12 protein-coding genes are annotated in these 17598 nt (G+C 56.1%); 7 read left to right on the top strand and 5 right to left on the bottom strand.

The annotated features are described in order from the left end of the window. Window positions 1-35: 35 nt before the first annotated feature. Window positions 36-731 carry a GntR family transcriptional regulator gene (locus EYR88_RS08845; protein WP_131089275.1) on the bottom strand — a complete coding sequence of 232 codons (696 nt, stop codon included), beginning with the start codon at window positions 729-731 and terminating at the stop codon, window positions 36-38. A 116-nt stretch (window positions 732-847) separates the two neighbouring features. On the opposite strand from EYR88_RS08845, the gene EYR88_RS08840 reads away from it, so the two are divergent. From EYR88_RS08840 to EYR88_RS08820, 5 genes are all read left to right on the top strand, one after another. After that, window positions 848-1822: a flavin reductase gene (locus EYR88_RS08840; protein WP_131089274.1), complete on the top strand. Its 975-nt coding sequence runs from the start codon at window positions 848-850 to the stop codon at window positions 1820-1822. 45 nt (window positions 1823-1867) lie between these two features. Further along, window positions 1868-3505, top strand: a complete 1638-nt coding sequence (locus tag EYR88_RS08835) for a BCCT family transporter (protein ID WP_131089273.1) — start codon at window positions 1868-1870, stop codon at window positions 3503-3505. Window positions 3506-3580: 75 nt separating this feature from the next. Further along, a complete protein-coding gene (gene fdhD, locus EYR88_RS08830; RefSeq protein ID WP_131089272.1) occupies window positions 3581-4411 on the top strand; it encodes a formate dehydrogenase accessory sulfurtransferase FdhD in 831 nt (276 codons plus the stop codon). A 58-nt stretch (window positions 4412-4469) separates the two neighbouring features. Beyond that, on the top strand, window positions 4470-6791 hold the full coding sequence (locus tag EYR88_RS08825) for an FdhF/YdeP family oxidoreductase (RefSeq protein WP_131089271.1): 2322 nt from the start codon (window positions 4470-4472) through the stop codon (window positions 6789-6791). Window positions 6792-6875: 84 nt separating this feature from the next. Beyond that, complete coding sequence (locus tag EYR88_RS08820) at window positions 6876-8357, top strand: nucleobase:cation symporter-2 family protein (RefSeq protein WP_131089270.1); 1482 nt, start codon at window positions 6876-6878, stop codon at window positions 8355-8357. Between the two features lie 68 nt (window positions 8358-8425). Here EYR88_RS08820 and EYR88_RS08815 read toward each other — a convergent pair whose 3' ends face one another. Next, window positions 8426-9307, bottom strand: coding sequence for an SPFH domain-containing protein (locus EYR88_RS08815; RefSeq protein ID WP_131089269.1), 882 nt, complete (start codon window positions 9305-9307; stop codon window positions 8426-8428). Between the two features lie 114 nt (window positions 9308-9421). Here EYR88_RS08815 and EYR88_RS08810 point away from each other — a divergent pair, with 114 nt between their 5' ends. Further along, window positions 9422-10411, top strand: coding sequence for an aldo/keto reductase (locus EYR88_RS08810; protein WP_131089268.1), 990 nt, complete (start codon window positions 9422-9424; stop codon window positions 10409-10411). Between the two features lie 53 nt (window positions 10412-10464). On the opposite strand, the gene nirB is transcribed toward EYR88_RS08810, so the two are convergent. Continuing rightward, the gene (gene nirB, locus EYR88_RS08805; RefSeq protein ID WP_131089267.1) at window positions 10465-13068 is read right to left on the bottom strand and encodes a nitrite reductase large subunit NirB; all 2604 of its coding nucleotides are present in this window, start codon (window positions 13066-13068) and stop codon (window positions 10465-10467) included. Window positions 13069-13427: 359 nt separating this feature from the next. Here nirB and nirD point away from each other — a divergent pair, with 359 nt between their 5' ends. Beyond that, window positions 13428-13805 (top strand): nitrite reductase small subunit NirD, encoded by a 378-nt coding sequence (nirD, locus tag EYR88_RS08800; protein WP_131089266.1) that lies wholly within the window; start codon window positions 13428-13430, stop codon window positions 13803-13805. A gap of 211 nt (window positions 13806-14016) precedes the next feature. On the opposite strand, the gene EYR88_RS08795 is transcribed toward nirD, so the two are convergent. Beyond that, the gene (locus tag EYR88_RS08795; RefSeq protein ID WP_131089265.1) at window positions 14017-15486 is read right to left on the bottom strand and encodes an FAD-dependent oxidoreductase; all 1470 of its coding nucleotides are present in this window, start codon (window positions 15484-15486) and stop codon (window positions 14017-14019) included. Then, entirely contained in the window at window positions 15483-17597 is a 2115-nt protein-coding gene (locus EYR88_RS08790; protein WP_131089264.1) for a molybdopterin oxidoreductase family protein, read from the bottom strand. Before EYR88_RS08790 ends, EYR88_RS08795 begins: the two co-directional genes overlap by 4 nt. Window position 17598: the final 1 nt, after the last annotated feature.

Here is a 17598-nt window from a genome sequence, read left to right as displayed (position 1 = left end):
TTGATAATCCTTTGCGTGATGATCTGAGGATGGGGCTAGTTGGACTGTCCTTCATCCTCTTTCAAGGCGGCGATGGCTGCTAATTGGCTTGAAGCGGCAACATGTCTACGCATCACGAGTTCAGCGGCCAGCGGGTCCTTGGAACTGATGGCATCGATAATTGCTTGATGCTCCTTGACCGAATTTTGCAGACGGCCAGGCTGGCTTAGCGTCTGGGAGACTATTCGCTGGTAGGCAAGCTGATTCATTAGCAAGTCGTAGTGCTCGGAGAGTTTTCTGTTGTCGGCTCCAGCAACCAAAGTGCTGTGGAAGTCGTGCACTAGTTGCGAATACTCTTGTGCGTCACCGTGTTCCACTGCTTGCTGGCTGCGAGCGACATTCTCTTTGAGATGTTCAAGTTCAGGAACTGGCCCACGCTTAGCCAAAAGGCCGGCAGCAAGACCTTCGAACGATTCTTTGAGCTCAAACATCTCGTGGATCTCGCGCTGTGTTGGCTTTCGAACGAAGGTTCCGACCCTGGCGCGTACCTCTACTAGTCCTTCACGCTCTAGCTGCTTGAGCGCTTCTCGAATCGGAGTGCGGCTGACCTCAAACTCTTGAGCCAGTGCCGTTTCCGCCAAAAGCGCTCCGGGCATCACTGCACCGGTAACGATCATTTGGCGCAGCCGACTCAAAAGTGACGTATCTGTTGCGACGCTGCGTTTTACCTCAGCTACTGAACTCTGTTGCATACAAGAACAGTAACCATAGTTCCTCTTGCATGCAAGCAATCCTTGATAATTCGCTGAATTTAAAAGAAATTTGAAAATCTGTTGACTCTGTCACACGCTTTGCTAGCATTTCATGCATGCAACAAACCAATTATTCTCTCCAGCAAGTCAAAGAATCACTGCTCACCGCATGGGAGGCAGCATGGGATCGTGGCCACGTTGATTCGCTCGACAATGTTTTCCATCCTGACTTCCAGCGCATCAGCAACAAGTCCAAGAACATCTCGACCGCTCAGGCGCTGAAACAGGACATCCTGACTGTTCGCGAAGCATTCCCGGATCTGGTCACCACCATCGATCACCTATTGGTGGATGAAAGCAAAGAGTCAATCGCGATTTTCTGGCGTACCAACGGAACCTTCACCAATGACCTTCAAGGCGTACCTGCCACCGGAAATAGCGTTGAGACTCGCGGTTCAAATCTCATGAAGGTCAAAGAGGGAAAGATTATTTCCGAAGAAGTGACTTGGGATCAGAGCGAATTATTGGAAGACGTCGGAGTCCCGTCACTAAAATCGGCATTCGAGTCCGCCGAAAATGGCGTGGTGGTAGATGATCTGAGCGGAGTCCCCGACCTGGCCGCGCTCAAAGGCTTCAACCGTCAGTTCATCACTGGGGTGACCGTAGTAACCACCAAAGACGAATGTGGAAAGCCACGAGGACTGGCCGCAAATTCCTACGTTTCGGTTTCGTTAGAACCGCCTCTGGTACTCGTCTGCGTACAGAAGACGACCAGTACCTATGCGTCGCTATTCAAATCCACGCATTTGGGAATCAACATCATGAGCAACGATCAGCGCGAAACGATCGGTGTCTTCGCCTCCAAGGGGGACGACAAATTTGCTGACCTGCAGTGGCATGAAGGTCCGGACGGTAGCCCACTGCTCGATGGCTCAGCCGCTTCAATCGAGGCCGAGATCAAGGAACGTTTCCAAGCCAAAACCCACACCGTATTTATTGCGAAGGTCAAGCACTCGGAGGTCGCGGAGCTGGAACCCATGATCTACAAGGCTGGTCGGTTCTTCGACGGTGCCGAATTGCAAGCTCTCTAAAACAGCAATCAGAAGGCTCCACCAATTTTAAGGAGTGCCAGAGACATGAATACGGACATCGATGAGAATCAGGGCCAAGGCCCTCGTGGAGGGCCCACGCTGACCGGCGGTGAGCTTCGCCGAGCCAGTAGCCGGATCGAATCCAAAAAGGTATATCAGAAACTTTATGGTCCGGGCAGCGTGCTGGTCATCTCCCTAGTACTAGTTGCGGTATTCGTGCTCTGGGCAGCATTCGCACCGGAGCAGCTCAATGGACTAATGTCCACTGCCTCCACCTGGTCCGCGCAATATATAGGCTGGAGCTATCTGCTGGTCACACTGGGCTGCATTTTACTGATGCTGTTCTTAGCCTTTTCGCGTTTCGGCGGCATCCGGCTCGGGAAGGACAAAGACCGTCCAGAATTCTCCACATGGGCCTGGATCGCAATGATTCTAGGGGCCGTGATGGGTATCGGATTGATCAGTTATGGTGCCGCCGAGCCCATGAGTCACTTCATGGATCCTCCACATAACCGAGCTGAGCCAGGAACCATGGATGCCGCGGTGCTAGCGCTGCAGTTCTCTTACTTCGACTGGGGGCCGAACGCTTGGGCCTTGTTTGGTGTCTTTGGGCTAGCTATTGCCTACTCAACTCATCGGCGTGGAAATTCCGGTCTCGTGTCGGTGATGCTGCGACCCGTACTTGGCAAGTCCATGGACGGACTGTTGGGCAAGGCTATTGACGTGTTTACCGTCCTTGCTACATTGTTCGGCACAACAACTTCCTTGGGATTGGGAGCTTCACAAATTGCCGAAGGTTTTAACCGACTGTTCGGTGTTCCGACGGACATCTTCGTGAAGATCGTCATCATCGCCGGTGTCACCATTATCTTCACTCTCTCTGCCTTGTCTGGTGTGGGTAAAGGTATTAAATGGCTCAGCCAAGGCACCATGATTGGTGCTGCTGTGATCGGTGTATTTGTTCTTATATCTGGTCCCACGGGCTTCATCAGCAATATCTACTTCCGATCAGTGGGTCAGTTCCTTGCAGAATTTCCTGCCGTCGCGCTACTGACTCCGTCGAATGCGGAAGATCTGCAATGGATGCAGTGGTGGACTTACTTTATGATGGCTTGGTGGCTGAGCTGGGGCGCATTCGTCGGAATTTTCTTGGCACGCATTTCCAAGGGGCGCACGATCCGAGAGTTTGTTATCGCCGTAATGGGTGTTCCCTCGCTAGTTTTCAGCATTTGGTTCAGCATTTTTGGTGGTACTGCTATTCACCAAGAAATGAACGGTTCCACAGGGATTGGACAAGCTACGCTCACTGATACGAACAGTACGTTCTTCGCAATGCTCGCGGAGCTACCGATGCCTGCGGTTACCTCAGCTTTTACCGTGATACTCGTTGTTTTGTTCTTTATTACTGGTGCAGATTCCAACACCTATGTCCTGGGAACATTGACCTCGGGCGGCAACATGTATCCAAAGCGACCGGTGCTGACAGTGTGGGGATTGCTAACCGGTGTCTGCGCGATTGTGCTGCTCCTGGTGGGCGGGCTCGAAGCGCTGCAGCAAGCAGCCATTCTTTCGGCGGTGCCGTTTACGATCATCGTGACTCTGCTCGGAATGTCACTGGTCAAAGAGCTACGGTGCGACACGAGACTGCCTGTATCAACGGTCCTGATTCAAGGCGAAAAGTAGCACCGGAACTGCGTTTATGCCCGCGGTGTGCGAGTATTGCCCTGAGCACTGTGAAGCACCGCAAGGAGCAACCAAATGGGTCGAAAGATCGTTCGCCGTCGAGTTATTCGTGCAACCCGTGAAGGCGGCTGGCGTACCCGCGAGGAGAAACTGGCGGGCGAAGAGCCGCTGGAAATTCGTTTTGGGCACACCTCCTACACCACTTCTATGCGCACCCCCGGGGACGACTTCGATATGGTCTCTGGCTTTTTGGTGGGCGAAGGGGTTATTCGCAGCGCAGAACAACTCGTTTCCATGCGCTACTGCGCGGGCACCGATGAAGAAGGTAACCAGACCTTTAACGTCATTGAGGTGCAACTGGCTGCCGGAGCTACGCCGCCAGATCTAGCGGCAGCACGCAATGTGGTAACCAGTTCTGCCTGCGGGATCTGCGGAACCAATTCCATTGATGAGGTGCGAAAAAAGGCCGGATTTAAGCTGGCTGATCGCAGCGGGATCATTGATGTCAACACCTTGCTGGACCTACCCGATACGCTACGTGAATCCCAGCAACTCTTCTCTTCCACCGGGGGAGTGCACGCCGCGGGGCTGTTTGCAACGGACGGTGAATTACTGATCCTGCGTGAAGACGTAGGTCGGCATAATGCGGTGGACAAAGTCATTGGCGCAGCTTTGCGCCAGGGGATGCTGCCATTAAACGATGCGGTGCTGCAGGTTTCGGGGCGTGCATCTTTTGAGCTGGTTCAGAAGGCAGCGATGGCCGGGATCGGATTGCTCACCGCGGTGAGCGCACCGTCGTCTTTGGCGGTAGATTTGGCTGAAGAAACAGGTCTAACGCTGGCGGCATTTTCGCGCAGTACCAGCGTGAACATATATACCCATGCGCATCGCGTGATCAAGGCGTAGGCTTGTAATATGTGAGCTGGATATCAGTATTCGTTCGCACAACCCAGAGGAGGGCCCCATGCATCGTTCGGCACCGAAAAAAGACATCAACGAAGATGAGCTGAAAGTCAGCGAACCAGCCCATGCGGCGGCGGGACTCAAAGCCGTCATGGTGTCGATGGAGCGTGGATTCTCTCAGGCCGGCCCGAGCCGCACCCTGCGCTCAATGCTGCGGGTCAACCAACACAACGGCTTTGACTGCCCGGGCTGCGCTTGGCCCGAATCCATTACCGAACGCCGCAAACCTGCAGAGTTTTGTGAAAACGGCGCCAAGGCGATCGCAGAAGAAGCCAGTTCCCGCACCGTCACTCCACAGTGGTTCGAAGAGCACCCAATTTCAGTACTGCAGGACAAGACCGAATACTGGTTGGGGTCACAGGGCCGCATCACCAACCCCATGATCATCCACGAGGGTGAAAGCCACTACCAGCCGATCAGCTGGGGCGAAGCTTTTGAGACCATCGCACAACACGTGCATGACTCCACCCCTGAACGTTGCGTTTTTTACACGTCCGGCCGTACCGCCAACGAGACAGCATTTATGTACCAGTTGTTGGCTCGCAGCTTGGGGACCAACAACCTGCCAGACTGCTCAAATATGTGCCATGAATCTTCGGGTACCGCACTGAACCCAACGATTGGTATCGGCAAGGGCACGGTCAGTCTTGAAGACTTTGAACACACCGAACTGATTTTTGTTGTGGGTCAAAACCCCGGCACCAACCACCCACGGATGCTCTCGGCTCTCTCCGATGCACGCAAGCGCGGGGCCCGAGTTGTCGCGGTTAACCCACTGCCAGAGGCCGGATTCTTCGGATTCAAAGATCCCCAGACCGTTAAGGGAATGCTGGGCACTCCTGACCCAGTGGCCAGTGATTTCCTGCAGATCAAGGTGGGCGGTGACTTGGCACTGTTCCAAGCCTTCGGACATCTTTTGCTCGAAGAAGAAGCCAAGAACCCTGGCACCGTTGTGGACCACAAATTCATTGATGAAGTCACCGATGGTTTTGACGCCTACCAAGAAGCTCGCGCAACCCTGGACTGGGACGCTACTGAGCAAGCCACCGGTCTCACCCGTGCAGAAATCACCGAAATAGCCGGGCTGCTGATCAAGTCCAAAGCAACCATTATTTGTTGGGCTCTGGGACTGACCCAGCAGCCGCACTCGGTGCCGACGCTCAAAGAAATCATCAACCTTCTGTTGCTTCAGGGCAACTTCGGCAAGCCCGGGGCCGGAGCCTGCCCTGTGCGTGGTCACTCCAACGTTCAGGGCGACCGCACCATGGGCATTTGGGAGAAGCCGACCGAACAACTGTTGGCTTCCATTGATAAAGAATTTGGCATCACCTCACCACGCGCGCATGGTTATGATTCCACCGAAGCGCTACATGCCTTTGAAAAAGATGAGGTTGATGTTTTTGTCTCGATGGGCGGAAACTTTGCTCTAGCCAACTCGGATACCGAGGCGTTGGAAGCGGGCATGCAACGGGCCAAACTAACCGTGCATATTTCGACCAAGCCCAACCGATCGCACGTGGTGCATGGCAAGACTTCGTTGATTCTTCCTACCTTGGGGCGCACCGACAAGGACAACAAGCACCCGGGCGGTGCGCAGTTCCTTTCCGTGGAAGACTCCATGTCGGTCATCAAATCAACCCAAGGGCGGCTGGCCCCGGTCTCTGACCACCTTTTGGCGGAACCCGTAATTGTGGCGCGTATGGCGCAAGCAATTCTGGGCGAAGAGCACCCGATCAACTGGCGCGCCATGGCTGAAGACTATGACGTCATCCGCGACCACATCGAAAAGGTGTTGCCCGGATTTGAGGACTTCAACCGCCGGGTGCGCGAGAAGAATGGCTTTGTCCTTCCCAACCCGCCACGCGATACTCGGTCCTTCGCCACGGACATCGGCAAGGGACGCTTCACCGTCTCGGACTTTGAAGCGCTGGAAGCCCCCGAAGGTCACCTCATCTTGCAGACCATGCGAAGCCACGACCAGTACAACACCACCTTCTACGGGCTTGATGACCGCTACCGCGGCATCAAGGATGGGCGCCGTGTCATCTTGATCAACCCTGAAGATCTGGCGGATACAGGATTTGTCGACCGTGATTTGGTGGACGTGATTTCCACCTTCGCCGGCACCGAGCGTCGTGCCAATCGATTCCGTTTGGTTTCCTACCCGACTGCTAAGGGGTGCGTTGCTGCCTACTATCCAGAAGCTAACGCACTAGTGCATCGTGACTTGGTGGCCCGTGAATCCAACACCCCCGGCTTTAAAGCAATGATGGTGCGTTTCGTCGAACATACCCAACAGCCGGGCGCAACATTGGACTCCTAGCGCCTAAGTTCCACAGGTCAGCGGTGGTGATGGGCGAGAATTGAAGGCATCATCCACCGCAGCGACCTGAAGAGGAACAACCCCATGAGTGCTGCCAGTAGCCAACCGGTGCTGAGTGCAAGACCTGAAGATGAACGCCTGAGCCCCGGTCGCACGGTGGCCTACGGCTTCCAACACGTGTTGACCATGTACGGCGGAATCATCGCCCCGCCACTGGTTATGGGTGGCGCTGCAGGAATGGATACGGCACAAATGGGTGTGCTGGTTGCCTGCTGCTTGTTTGTTGGCGGCTTGGCTACCATCTTGCAGACCTTGGGCATTCCATTCTTCGGAGCTCAGCTGCCATTGGTTCAGGGCACCTCGTTCTCCGGTGTGGCAACGATGATCGCCATCATGAACGGTGGCGGTGGCATGCCGGCGGTCTTTGGTGCGGTGCTAGCAGCCGGTGCGATCGGTATTGTGATCGCACCATTCTTCGCCAAACTCTTACGGTTCTTCCCGCCGGTGGTCACCGGAGTGGTGATCACCATTATTGGGGTTTCGCTCTTCCCGGTGACTGCAGACTGGGCCATGGGCGGAGCCGCTGCGGGGGAGAACTACGGGTCGATGAAAAACATTGCCCTAGCTGCCATCACCCTAGTAATTCTGTTGGCTCTGTCGAAGTCCGGGGTCGCAGCTCTTTCGCGCTTATCGATTCTGCTCTCCATCGTCTTGGGTACGATTGTGGCTGTTTTTATGGGGATGACCGATTTTTCTCAGGTGCTTACCGGTGACATTTTTGCGGTGCCAACACCCTTTGCTTTTGGTGCTCCGGTCTTTGAGATCAGTGCCATTATTTCGATGATGATCGTCATCCTAGTTACCTATACCGAAACCACTGCAGACATGCTCGCGGTCGCCGAGGTGACTGGATCTAAGGTTGATGCCCGTCGTATCGCCAACGGCCTGCGCGCCGATATGCTTTCCTCCACCGTTGCCCCAGTGTTCAACACCTTCACCCAGTCAGCCTTCGCGCAGAATGTTGGCCTGGTGGCAATCACCGGTGTGAAGAGCCGCTTTGTTGTGGCTACTGGCGGTGGCATCCTGGTCATTCTGGGCTTACTGCCGGTACTTGGACGTGTTATCGCCTCTGTTCCGCAGCCCGTACTCGGCGGCGCCGGAATTGTGCTTTTTGGTTCGGTGGCGGCCGCTGGTATTCGCACCCTGGCCAAGGTCAAAGATGACAACATGAACATGCTGATCATCGCGACCTCGCTGGCCTTCGGCTGTATCCCTATGGTGAAAGCTGACTTCTATGCTGCCTTCCCTACTTGGGTGGGCACTATCTTCCAGTCCAGCATTTCGTCGGCCACCATCATGGCGGTACTGCTGAACATTATCTTCAACGAACTGTCCTGGGGGAAAAAGACAATCTCCCAGCGTGCAGTCTACAAATATCAGATTGCCGGGCTAGAAGACGGTGACCGTCTAATCGATGGCAAACTCTATGACCACCAGGGTCTTGAAGTGCAGATCATCGCCGAACAGCCAGGCCAAGCCGGTGACCGGCCGATGCCGCAAGGCTAGAGCCTCAGTATCTAGGTACAGCAATGGCTCCAACAAAATGTTGGAGCCATTGCTGTACCTGCGTGAAGTTACTTGGACTTCTGATCACCGGTCATGGTGATGGGCTGAACTCCCGAGTTAGGGAAACAACCGATAGGGCTCTGGTTGGATTCAGCAACGATGTCCAAACACTTGGAAGTCAGAGTCTCAGGAGTCAAGGAGCGTTCCAAGATCTTGTTGGCCTCTGCCTCGGCGGTGCTGGTCTGCTTACGCTGTTGCGCTACGCGAGTCTTAGCAGCTTCTGACTGCAGCTCATTGATTCGGTTCTGCGTTGGCTCATCAAAATTGATGATTGGCAGGGTTACCGAGCGGATCGCAATCTGAGTTTTGACCTTGGCCTGCATCTTTTCCTGAACGGACTTAGCTAGTCCTTCAAGGTCCTGACCGCCCTTGGACGGTTCGGTGTAGGCCAGTGGATCATAGGTGGCCATCACTTCATTCAATGCGGCGCGGAAGTTTCGATCAACAAGGTTCGACTGAATACCTTCAAAGGTGCGGTAATCCAGGAACACGTCCATGGCGTCGTCGGTCTTCAGCTGCCATTGGATCGAGGCATCAACGTCGGCACGACCGTTGTTTCCCAAACGAACTGGAATGCCACTATCTGCGGAGTAGACATCGTTCTGGACCGAACCGTCTAATTTCTCGACCTTTTCCCAAGGCCACTTCAGGTGGAAGCCGTTGCTAACCACCGAGGTCGGCTTGCCCAATGCAACCTTCACTCCCACGGTTCGTGGCTGAACGATGGTGACACACATAAACGCGAGGACAATCAGCGATACGAAGAATATGCCAAAGCCGGTGAGCCTGGTGGAAGTGCGGTTTTTGTTTTCAGGCTTCAATGCCTTGCCGACGAGCATGACAATCACGCCAATGAAGGCGCAGATGATCGTTAAAATTGCGAGAAACATGATCTCCTCAGTGTTGTGATGACAACCAATATTCTATCGAATGGAACATAAAGTTATTGGTTGAAACACCGCCGTTGGTATCGTTAATAGCTAAGGCACCATAGACTCGGAGCTATGCAAAATAGAGAACTTGGACGCACTAACCGCACGGTATCCGTCATTGGCCTAGGAACGTGGCAGCTTGGAGCTGACTGGGGATCGGTCGATGAAGCAGACGCCCTAGCAGTATTAGATGCCGCCTACGAGGCTGGCGTGAGCTTCTTTGATACTGCGGATGTCTACGGCGACGGACGCAGCGAAGAGGCGATTGGTAAGTGGCTCAAAGCAAACCCAGAAGCTGGCATCACGGTGGCCACCAAAATGGGCCGCAGGGTTGAGCAGGTACCGGAAAACTACAACCTTGATGCCTTCCGAGCTTGGAATGACCGCTCGCGTAAAAACCTTGGAGTGGACACCCTGGATTTGGTGCAGTTGCACTGTCCGCCAACTTCGGTGTATTCCACCGATGCCGTCTATGACGCGCTGGACACGATGGTGGATGAAGGCCGCATGGCCAACTACGGCGTTTCGGTAGAAACCGTGGATGAAGCATTGGCTGCCATTGCTCGGCCGAACATCGCAACAGTGCAGATCATTATCAACGCCTTCCGACATAAGCCTTTAGAAGTTGTCCTGCCAGCAGCACGCGAAGCCGGCGTAGGAATCATCGCTCGTGTTCCTTTGGCCAGCGGGCTGCTCACCAATCGATACAACTTGAACACCGAATTTGCCCAAGACGATCATCGAAACTTCAACCGTGACGGTTCGGCCTTTGACGTAGGCGAGACGTTCTCCGGCGTGGACTACGCCACCGGGGTAGAGGCTGCTGGTCAGTTTGCACAGTTAGCCAAAAATGAATCCCCAGAATCTACCAGCGCGCAGGTTGCGTTGGCTTGGTTGGCGGCTCAAGAGGGAATCAGCACCATCATTCCCGGGGCACGCAATGAGCAGCAGGCACGTGCTAATGCCGCGGCCGGTTCACTAGAGATCTCCAGTGAGTTCAACACTGCGGTTCGTGATCTCTACGATGCCAAGCTGCGCGCACAAATCCACCCGCGCTGGTAACAGCTCGAAACTGTAAGCGCGGGTGGATTTGGGGGTACTTAGTGCTGGGTTACTTAGTGCTGGGGTGCTCCGATGGGGATGTGGGTGCCTAGCGCCACCGGCTCGGCCGGACGCTTCTGGCCACGCTCTGGAACGTAGGCCAAGTCGGTATCTGGCTCTGCGGTGTTCACGAAGGAGCGGAAGCGCTTGAGCTTGACTGGGTCAGCCAGGGTAGCGGCCCACTCATCCTCATAGTTGGCAACGTGGCGTTCCATGGCCGCTTCCATCTCTTCGGCCAGACCCAGGGAATCGTCGATTACTACCTGCTTCACACGATCCAGTCCGCCATCCAGATCCTGCAACCAGTGCGCGGTACGCTGCAGCTTGTCTGCGGTGCGGATGTAGTACATCAGGTAGCGGTCGATGTATTTGAGCAGGGTGGCGTCATCTAGGCCACCGGCCAGCAGCTGAGCGTGGGCCGGGTTGGCTCCACCATTACCGCCAACGTAGAGGTTCCAACCTTCGGCGGTGGCGATCACGCCAATGTCCTTGGCCCGAGCCTCGGCGCATTCACGGGCGCAGCCCGAGACACCCATCTTGAACTTGTGCGGGGCTCGCAACCCGCGGTAGCGCAGCTCCATTTCGATGCCCATGGCCACCGAGTCGAGCATGCCGTAGCGGCACCAGGAGGAACCGACACAGGTTTTCACATTGCGTAGGGACTTGCCGTAGGCCTGACCGGACTCGAATCCGGCATCCACTAGTTCGCGCCAAATTTCAGGCAGCTGGTCGAGTCGGGCGCCAAACATATCGATACGCAGGCCGCCGGTGAGCTTGGTGTACAGGCCGTATTTCTGTGCCACCGTGGCAATCACTGCGAGCTTCTCTGGGGTGATTTCACCACCTGGAATACGTGGGACTACCGAGTAGGTGCCATCCTTTTGCATATTGGCCAGTGCGCGGTCGTTGGTATCCTGGGCGCCGGCTAGACCTGCATCCATTGGGTGCACCGAGGTCTGCGAAGAAAGGATGTTGGCGATGGCCGGCTTGCAGATATCGCAACCTGGCCCGGTACCGAATCGTTCCATCACTTCATCGAAGGTGGCCGCACCGGCAACGCGGATGGCTTCGAAAAGTTCTGGGCGGGAGAAGGAGATGTGTTCGCACAGATCCGTGGAAACCTCGGCTCCGTCCTTCTTCATCTGGGATTCCATCAGCTTTTTGATCATCGGGACACACGAACCACACTGAGTTCCGGCACGGGTGCAAGCCTTCAGGCCAGCCACCGTGGTGACTGGATCCTTGCCCTCACAGCTGCCACAACCGGAGACTGCGTCGCGGATGTCTCCAACCAAAACATTGTTGCAAGAACACATCACCGCGTCATCGGGCAGTTCACCTTCCGGTGCTTCTCCGCCAATTGCGCTCAGGTAAGCACCGGGTTCGGCAGCAAGTTCACGGCCAAGCATGGGACGCAGGGACTGGTACGGGGTCGCATCTCCAACAAAGATGCCACCGAGCAAGGTTTTTGCGTCGGCAGAAACAACAAGCTTTTGGTACAGGCCACGCGGTGCGTCAGCGTAAACAACTTCCAGCGCACCTTCGGATTGTGCAAAGGCATCACCGAAGCTGGCGACATCTACTCCGGAGAGCTTGAGCTTGGTGGCGGTATCAAAGCCAGGGAATTCTGCGTGGCCGCCGGAGAGCTGTTCGGCCACAATTTCAGCCATGGAGTTGGCTGGAGCGACCAGACCGACGCACATTCCGTCGAAGTTGGCGACTTCACCGATGGCCCAGATGTTCTGGATCCCGGTTGAGCAGTTCGGTTCGATAACCACACCGCCACGTGGGCCCATGCCGAAGCGGGGAGCTTCGCTGCCGGCCTGATCTAGAGCGTTGTTGTAGGTGCGGGCCAGCTCATCACGCGGGGAGACACCGATGGAAGCGATGACCATATCTGCGTCGATAACTTTATCGTTGGTGAGCAGGACGCCGGTGACCGCGCCGTCGTGGGTGATGATTTCCTTAGGGCGGAACCCGCCGTGCACGGTGAAGCCGGTTTCCTTGATCAATCGGCCCATCGCCTGACCGGCACCTTCATCGAGCTGGGAGCGCATCAACCAGTTACCACTATCAATAACTAGCGCTTCGGCACCTAAAGCCTGTGCGCCGGCGGCAGCTTCCAAGCCGAGCAGACCGCCACCAACGGTGGCTACTACTGGAGTACGGCCAAGGGTAGTTTTGAGTTCCTCGATCTTTTCCGCGATAGACCAAACATCTTCTAGGGTGCGGTATACAAAACTGTGCTCGTTGCCTGGGATTTTCAGTGCGGTGGCGTCGGAGCCGGTGGCGAGTACTAGTTCGTCGTAGCCGAAGGTTCGGCCGTCCTCGGTGGTGACGATGCGCTGGTCACTATCGATGGCTACCGCTTTAGCGCTGGTCTCCAAAGTGACATGCTCTGCTTCCCACAAGGTGGTGTCGCCTAAGGTGAGATCAACAGTGCGGTCGGTCAGTGCCTTAGAGAGAGCAACTCGATCATAAGGTAGGTGGACTTCTTCGGTCAGCACCGTGATGTTTAGGTTCTGTGGTGCGCGGCTGGACAGCGACTCCGTGAAACGGTGTGCTGCCGGTCCGCCACCAATTACTAGGACGCGGCGTGCGATGTTCGTTGTACCCATGATCAAATTCGACTTTCGCTTGGAAACGAGGAGTTTCAGGCTGATAGCTCTACTGTAGAAAGTCGTTTTTGCAGTCCAATTTCTCTTGTGTTTCGGTCGATGTAACTTTCTTCCCCAACAGATTTTGGGGCAGTGAAACTCATGAAACATCGTGGACTCATTGCACTGATGATCGCCTTACTTGGGCAGGCCGCGACAGATCAAAAACGTGGAAATGACGGTAATTTTGCGGTCTCACTCTGCCAATTGTGAATGTTAGTCAGGGTTTACGACCTAGCAACCGCTCACGGCGTTGAGCGAAACATGAGACTTCTATGCTCGGTATATCAGCGAACGTCCACTAGTAGAGGAACAGGTTCATGAGCACGCAATTTGCCGAAGAAACCCTAGAGAAGTCAGTCAGCTTCGCGCCGGTATGCCGTAGCGAAGAACTTGAAGCAGGCTGGGGCGAAGCCCTCTTGCTTGATGGTGCTCAGCTGGCACTCTTCCGCACCGAATCCAATTCTTTTTACGCTGCTTCACACCACTGCCCGACCACCGGCGCCAAGGTGATGGCTCGCGGAATTCTGGGTGGCACCATGGTTGATGGTCAGTCTGTGGCAACGGTTGCTTGCCCGCTGCACAAAGAGGTTTACCGTTTGGATACCGGCTCATGCTTGAACGCGGATTCACCGGCACTTCAAATGCATGAACTGGTTGAGGTCGCCGGCCAGCTGTGGCTGGAGAAGACCAAATAAACGTCGCACCCAGGAATCACAAACCACCAGCCAACAACGACATAGCAAAAAGGAACGCAGGGACTTCGGTCCCTGCGTTTTGGTTGCGTAGAAAGTACTGATTCGGTGGTATTGATTCCAGGCACAGAGAATTCACGCTGGTCGTCAATGGATAGTGACGACGTACGTGAGCTCATTTGTCTATGTTTTACGCGCCCAACCGCGAGCGGGTTTAGGCCAGCGCGGGAGCCTTCTTGAGTAGTTCCTCAATCTTGGATTTGCAGCCACCGCAACCGGTGCCAGCACGGCAAGAGTCACCAACCTGCGCGACAGTGGTGCAACCTTCACCTACTGCATGGGTAACCTGCCCGTAGGTAGCTCCCGAACAACGGCACAACTGATCTTCATCGCTAGGAACTACGGAGCTCAAGTCCAAAGCGGCAGGATCATCCAGGCGCAGAAGCGTTGAGCGATCAACAGGCAATTGATTTCCGCGCTCATAAGCCAAGACCAGCTCGGCGCTAGTCTGTGGCAGTCCGATGGAAAGGAAACCAGTCACCACACCATCGCGAGTGACCACTTTGAGATAACGTCCGGCCGATGGGTCAGCAAATACGGTGGCCTGTAGTTCCGGTTTATCCCAGAAGCCAGCGCTGACATCTCCGGCGGCGGCCACCTCAATACCTTGACCTTTGAGCATCAACACATCAGAGGCAGAAAAATCTGGGGCCGGAACTTCGGTAGGTGTGGATAGGTGCTGGGCAAGCCAGCTGGCTTGGGCCCAGCCCGGAGCCAACAGGCCGACAGGGGCTTGGCCGTCCACTTCGGCGCAGTCACCCAAAGCGTAGATGCGCTGTTCGGTATCGGCGCAGAGGAATTGGTTGGTTTTGATTCCGCGTCCTACCGCCAGGCCACAACCTTCGGCCAGTTCGGTGCGTGCGCGAACACCGGTGGAAATCAGCAGCGCACCGCCGAGGATCTCTCCATGGGTGGAGGTGGAAAGAGCGGCAAATCCATGTTCATCTTTGCTGATACCGGTGGCTTTAACTTCAGAGATCACTTCAACGCCGGCGTCTTTGAGACAGCGGGTGAGCAATGCTCCGCCGTCACCATCGACAACTCGGCCTAGGGGAGCGGCCCCGTGGTGAACCAGTACGGGCTTGCCTCCGCTGGCGGCAATGGCTAGGGCAGCTTCGATGCCGAGGATTCCGCCACCGAGGATCAAGATTCGTCCGCCGATGCTCAGTGAATGTTGCAGCTTTTGGGCATCATCCACGGTGCGTAAAGCGAAGACTCCGTCAGGCAACGCGGTATCGGCGTGCGGGTCAAAGTTCAGTCCATTCAGTGACGGGATCATTGCCCTAGCGCCGGTAGCAAAGACCAGACGGTCATAGGACACCGGTTCGTGATCGCGGACCAGCACCCGGCGGCGTGCACGGTCAACACCGGTGGCCTGAGCGCCAAGCAAAACGTTCACTCCAGCGGCATCAAGACGTGCGGCATCCACCATGAGCAGGTGCTCAAGTTCTGCAGCCCCGATAGCTAGTTCGGCCAGAAGCACACGGTTATAGGCCAGGTGCTTTTCGGCGCTGATGACGGTCAGTTCGCAGTCGCCAGCGGTGACCGAGGGCAGCAGCCCTTCGATCAGTGAGGCTGCTACCGGACCGAAGCCGATGATGACAATCTGTTCAGGACGCTTCATGATTCCCCTTTAATCGGGTTCAGAGACACATGGGCATGTTTAAACTCGGGCATCTTGCTGAATGGATCCACACTTGGATCGGTCAGCAGGTTGGCGGTGCCGGTATTCGGGAAGTGGAAGGGCAAGAACACCGTGTCCAGACGCATATCCGTGCTCAGCTTTGCACGGGCAATGCTGGTGCCACGCTGGTTGGAAACCTTGACCATTTGCCCGTCACTGATCTGGTGGGCCAGGGCAGTGCTCGGGTGGATTTCCAGGGCTGCCTCAGGTGCGGCGGTAGCCAGCTCATCAACTCGACGGGTCTGCGCCCCTGACTGGTAGTGCTCCAGCAGGCGACCGGTCACCAAGGAAATCTGCTTGTTTGGCAGCTGGTTAGGTGCGTAGACGGCGATGATCTGTGCCTTGCCATCACTGTGCGCAAAGCGGTCGAGGAACAACCTCGGGGTGCCGTTGCGCTCGCCGGTCTTGGTACTGATTTCACTGCCTTCGGGGCAAGGCCAGTAGATGGCTGCACCCTGATCCACGTCCTCCCAGTTCACTCCGGAGTAGTCGGCAATGCCGCCGGCGCTGGCAAGCTTTAGCTCGTCGAAGACCTCAGAAGCATTGGGGGAGAAAGTGCCTGGGGCATTGAGGCGTTGGGCCAGTTGGGAGAAGATCCACAATTCGCTTTTGGCTTGGCCGGGGGCTGGCATCGCGGCGCGGCGGCGAAGGATGCGGCCCTCTAGATTGGTCATCGTGCCTTCTTCTTCAGCCCACTGCAACACCGGCAGGACCAGATCCGCCTCGGCGGCAGTTTCGGAGAAGAAGAAATCGCTGACTACCAAGAAGTCTAGGCGGCGTAGGGCGGCAAAAATCTGGTTGGCATCCGGTGCGGAAATGACCGGGTTGGCACCGTGAACCATGAGCATACGTGCCCCGGACTTGGTACCCAAAGTGTTCAGAAGTTCAACGGCTGGGATCCCTGGACCGGGAATGATCTCTGGGTCAACGCCCCAGACCTTGGCCACGTGGGCGCGGTGTTCCGGGTCAGAAATTTTGCGGTAGCCAGGCAGCTGGTCGCACTTTTGGCCGTGTTCGCGTCCGCCCTGTCCATTGCCCTGACCGGTGATGGTGCCGTAGCCGCCCGCCAGTGTTCCTGGCAGGCCCAAGAGCAGTGCAAGGTTGATGGCTGCGGTGACGGTATCGGTACCGTTGGCATGCTGTTCAATGCCACGTCCGGTAAGAATGTAGACAGGGTTGCCACCGTTTTTGGCGCTCTTGGCCGCAGCGGCCAAGGCGCGAGCGGTGCGACGGATTTGATCGGCTGGAATACCGGTAACTTTAGCGGTGCGCTCCGGCCACCAGCTGGCTACCGAGGAACGCAGTGAGTCTAAGCCGACGGTGCGCTCTGCCAGGTAGTGGGTATCGGCCAAGGACTCGGTAAGCACCACATGAGCTAGGCCCAAAAGCAACGCTAGGTCACTTGATGGGGTGGGCTGCAGGTGCCAGCCGGCGCCTTCATCGGCCAGCTTTGCGGTGGCCGAACGGCGCGGATCCACCACAATCAGGCCACCGCGTCCACGCACCGTTTCCAGGTGGCGGACAAAGGGTGGCATGGTGTCGGCTACGTTGGAGCCAAGCATCAAGATCATGGCCGCGTTATCAAGATCGGCCAAGGGGAATGGCAGGCCGCGGTCCAGGCCGAAAGCCTTGTTGGTTCCCGCAGCTGCCGAGGACATGCAGAACCGGCCGTTGTAGTCGATCCGTGAGGTGCCTAGGGCCAGCCGGGCAAACTTGCCCAACTGGTAGGCCTTTTCATTGGTTAGTGAGCCTGAACCAAACATTGCCACTGCGTCTGCGCCAGACTCGGCGCGGATTTCTAATGCCTTGTGGGCAATCAAATCCAGTGCGGTATCCCAATCCACCGGCGCAAAACTACCATCGGCTTGGCGTTGCATCGGGTTGGTGATGCGTTGCGGGTGCTCTAGCAATTTAGCGGCGCTGAATCCTTTGCGGCACAGTGCACCACCATTGGTCTCGAAGTCCCGGCCACGCAACGAGGTTTGCGCGCCGGTGCCTTCGAGGGTGATGCCGCACTGCAGTGCGCAGTAGGGGCAGTGGGTGTCGGCCATT

It is taken from the genome of Arthrobacter sp. S41 (genome assembly GCF_004320535.1).
Lineage (GTDB): Bacteria > Actinomycetota > Actinomycetes > Actinomycetales > Micrococcaceae > Glutamicibacter.
This window is presented reverse-complemented; position numbering and strand designations above follow the sequence as displayed.

What these genes read in the sequence shown, in the direction of transcription:
- EYR88_RS08845 (WP_131089275.1), bottom strand. Translation starts at nt 731, where the DNA reads ATGCAACAGAGTTCAGTAGCTGAGGTAAAACGCAGCGTCGCAACAGAT.
- EYR88_RS08840 (WP_131089274.1), top strand. Translation starts at nt 848, where the DNA reads ATGCAACAAACCAATTATTCTCTCCAGCAAGTCAAAGAATCACTGCTC.
- EYR88_RS08835 (WP_131089273.1), top strand. Translation starts at nt 1,868, where the DNA reads ATGAATACGGACATCGATGAGAATCAGGGCCAAGGCCCTCGTGGAGGG.
- fdhD (WP_131089272.1), top strand. Translation starts at nt 3,581, where the DNA reads ATGGGTCGAAAGATCGTTCGCCGTCGAGTTATTCGTGCAACCCGTGAA.
- EYR88_RS08825 (WP_131089271.1), top strand. Translation starts at nt 4,470, where the DNA reads ATGCATCGTTCGGCACCGAAAAAAGACATCAACGAAGATGAGCTGAAA.
- EYR88_RS08820 (WP_131089270.1), top strand. Translation starts at nt 6,876, where the DNA reads ATGAGTGCTGCCAGTAGCCAACCGGTGCTGAGTGCAAGACCTGAAGAT.
- EYR88_RS08815 (WP_131089269.1), bottom strand. Translation starts at nt 9,307, where the DNA reads ATGTTTCTCGCAATTTTAACGATCATCTGCGCCTTCATTGGCGTGATT.
- EYR88_RS08810 (WP_131089268.1), top strand. Translation starts at nt 9,422, where the DNA reads ATGCAAAATAGAGAACTTGGACGCACTAACCGCACGGTATCCGTCATT.
- nirB (WP_131089267.1), bottom strand. Translation starts at nt 13,068, where the DNA reads ATGGGTACAACGAACATCGCACGCCGCGTCCTAGTAATTGGTGGCGGA.
- nirD (WP_131089266.1), top strand. Translation starts at nt 13,428, where the DNA reads ATGAGCACGCAATTTGCCGAAGAAACCCTAGAGAAGTCAGTCAGCTTC.
- EYR88_RS08795 (WP_131089265.1), bottom strand. Translation starts at nt 15,486, where the DNA reads ATGAAGCGTCCTGAACAGATTGTCATCATCGGCTTCGGTCCGGTAGCA.
- EYR88_RS08790 (WP_131089264.1), bottom strand. Translation starts at nt 17,597, where the DNA reads ATGGCCGACACCCACTGCCCCTACTGCGCACTGCAGTGCGGCATCACC.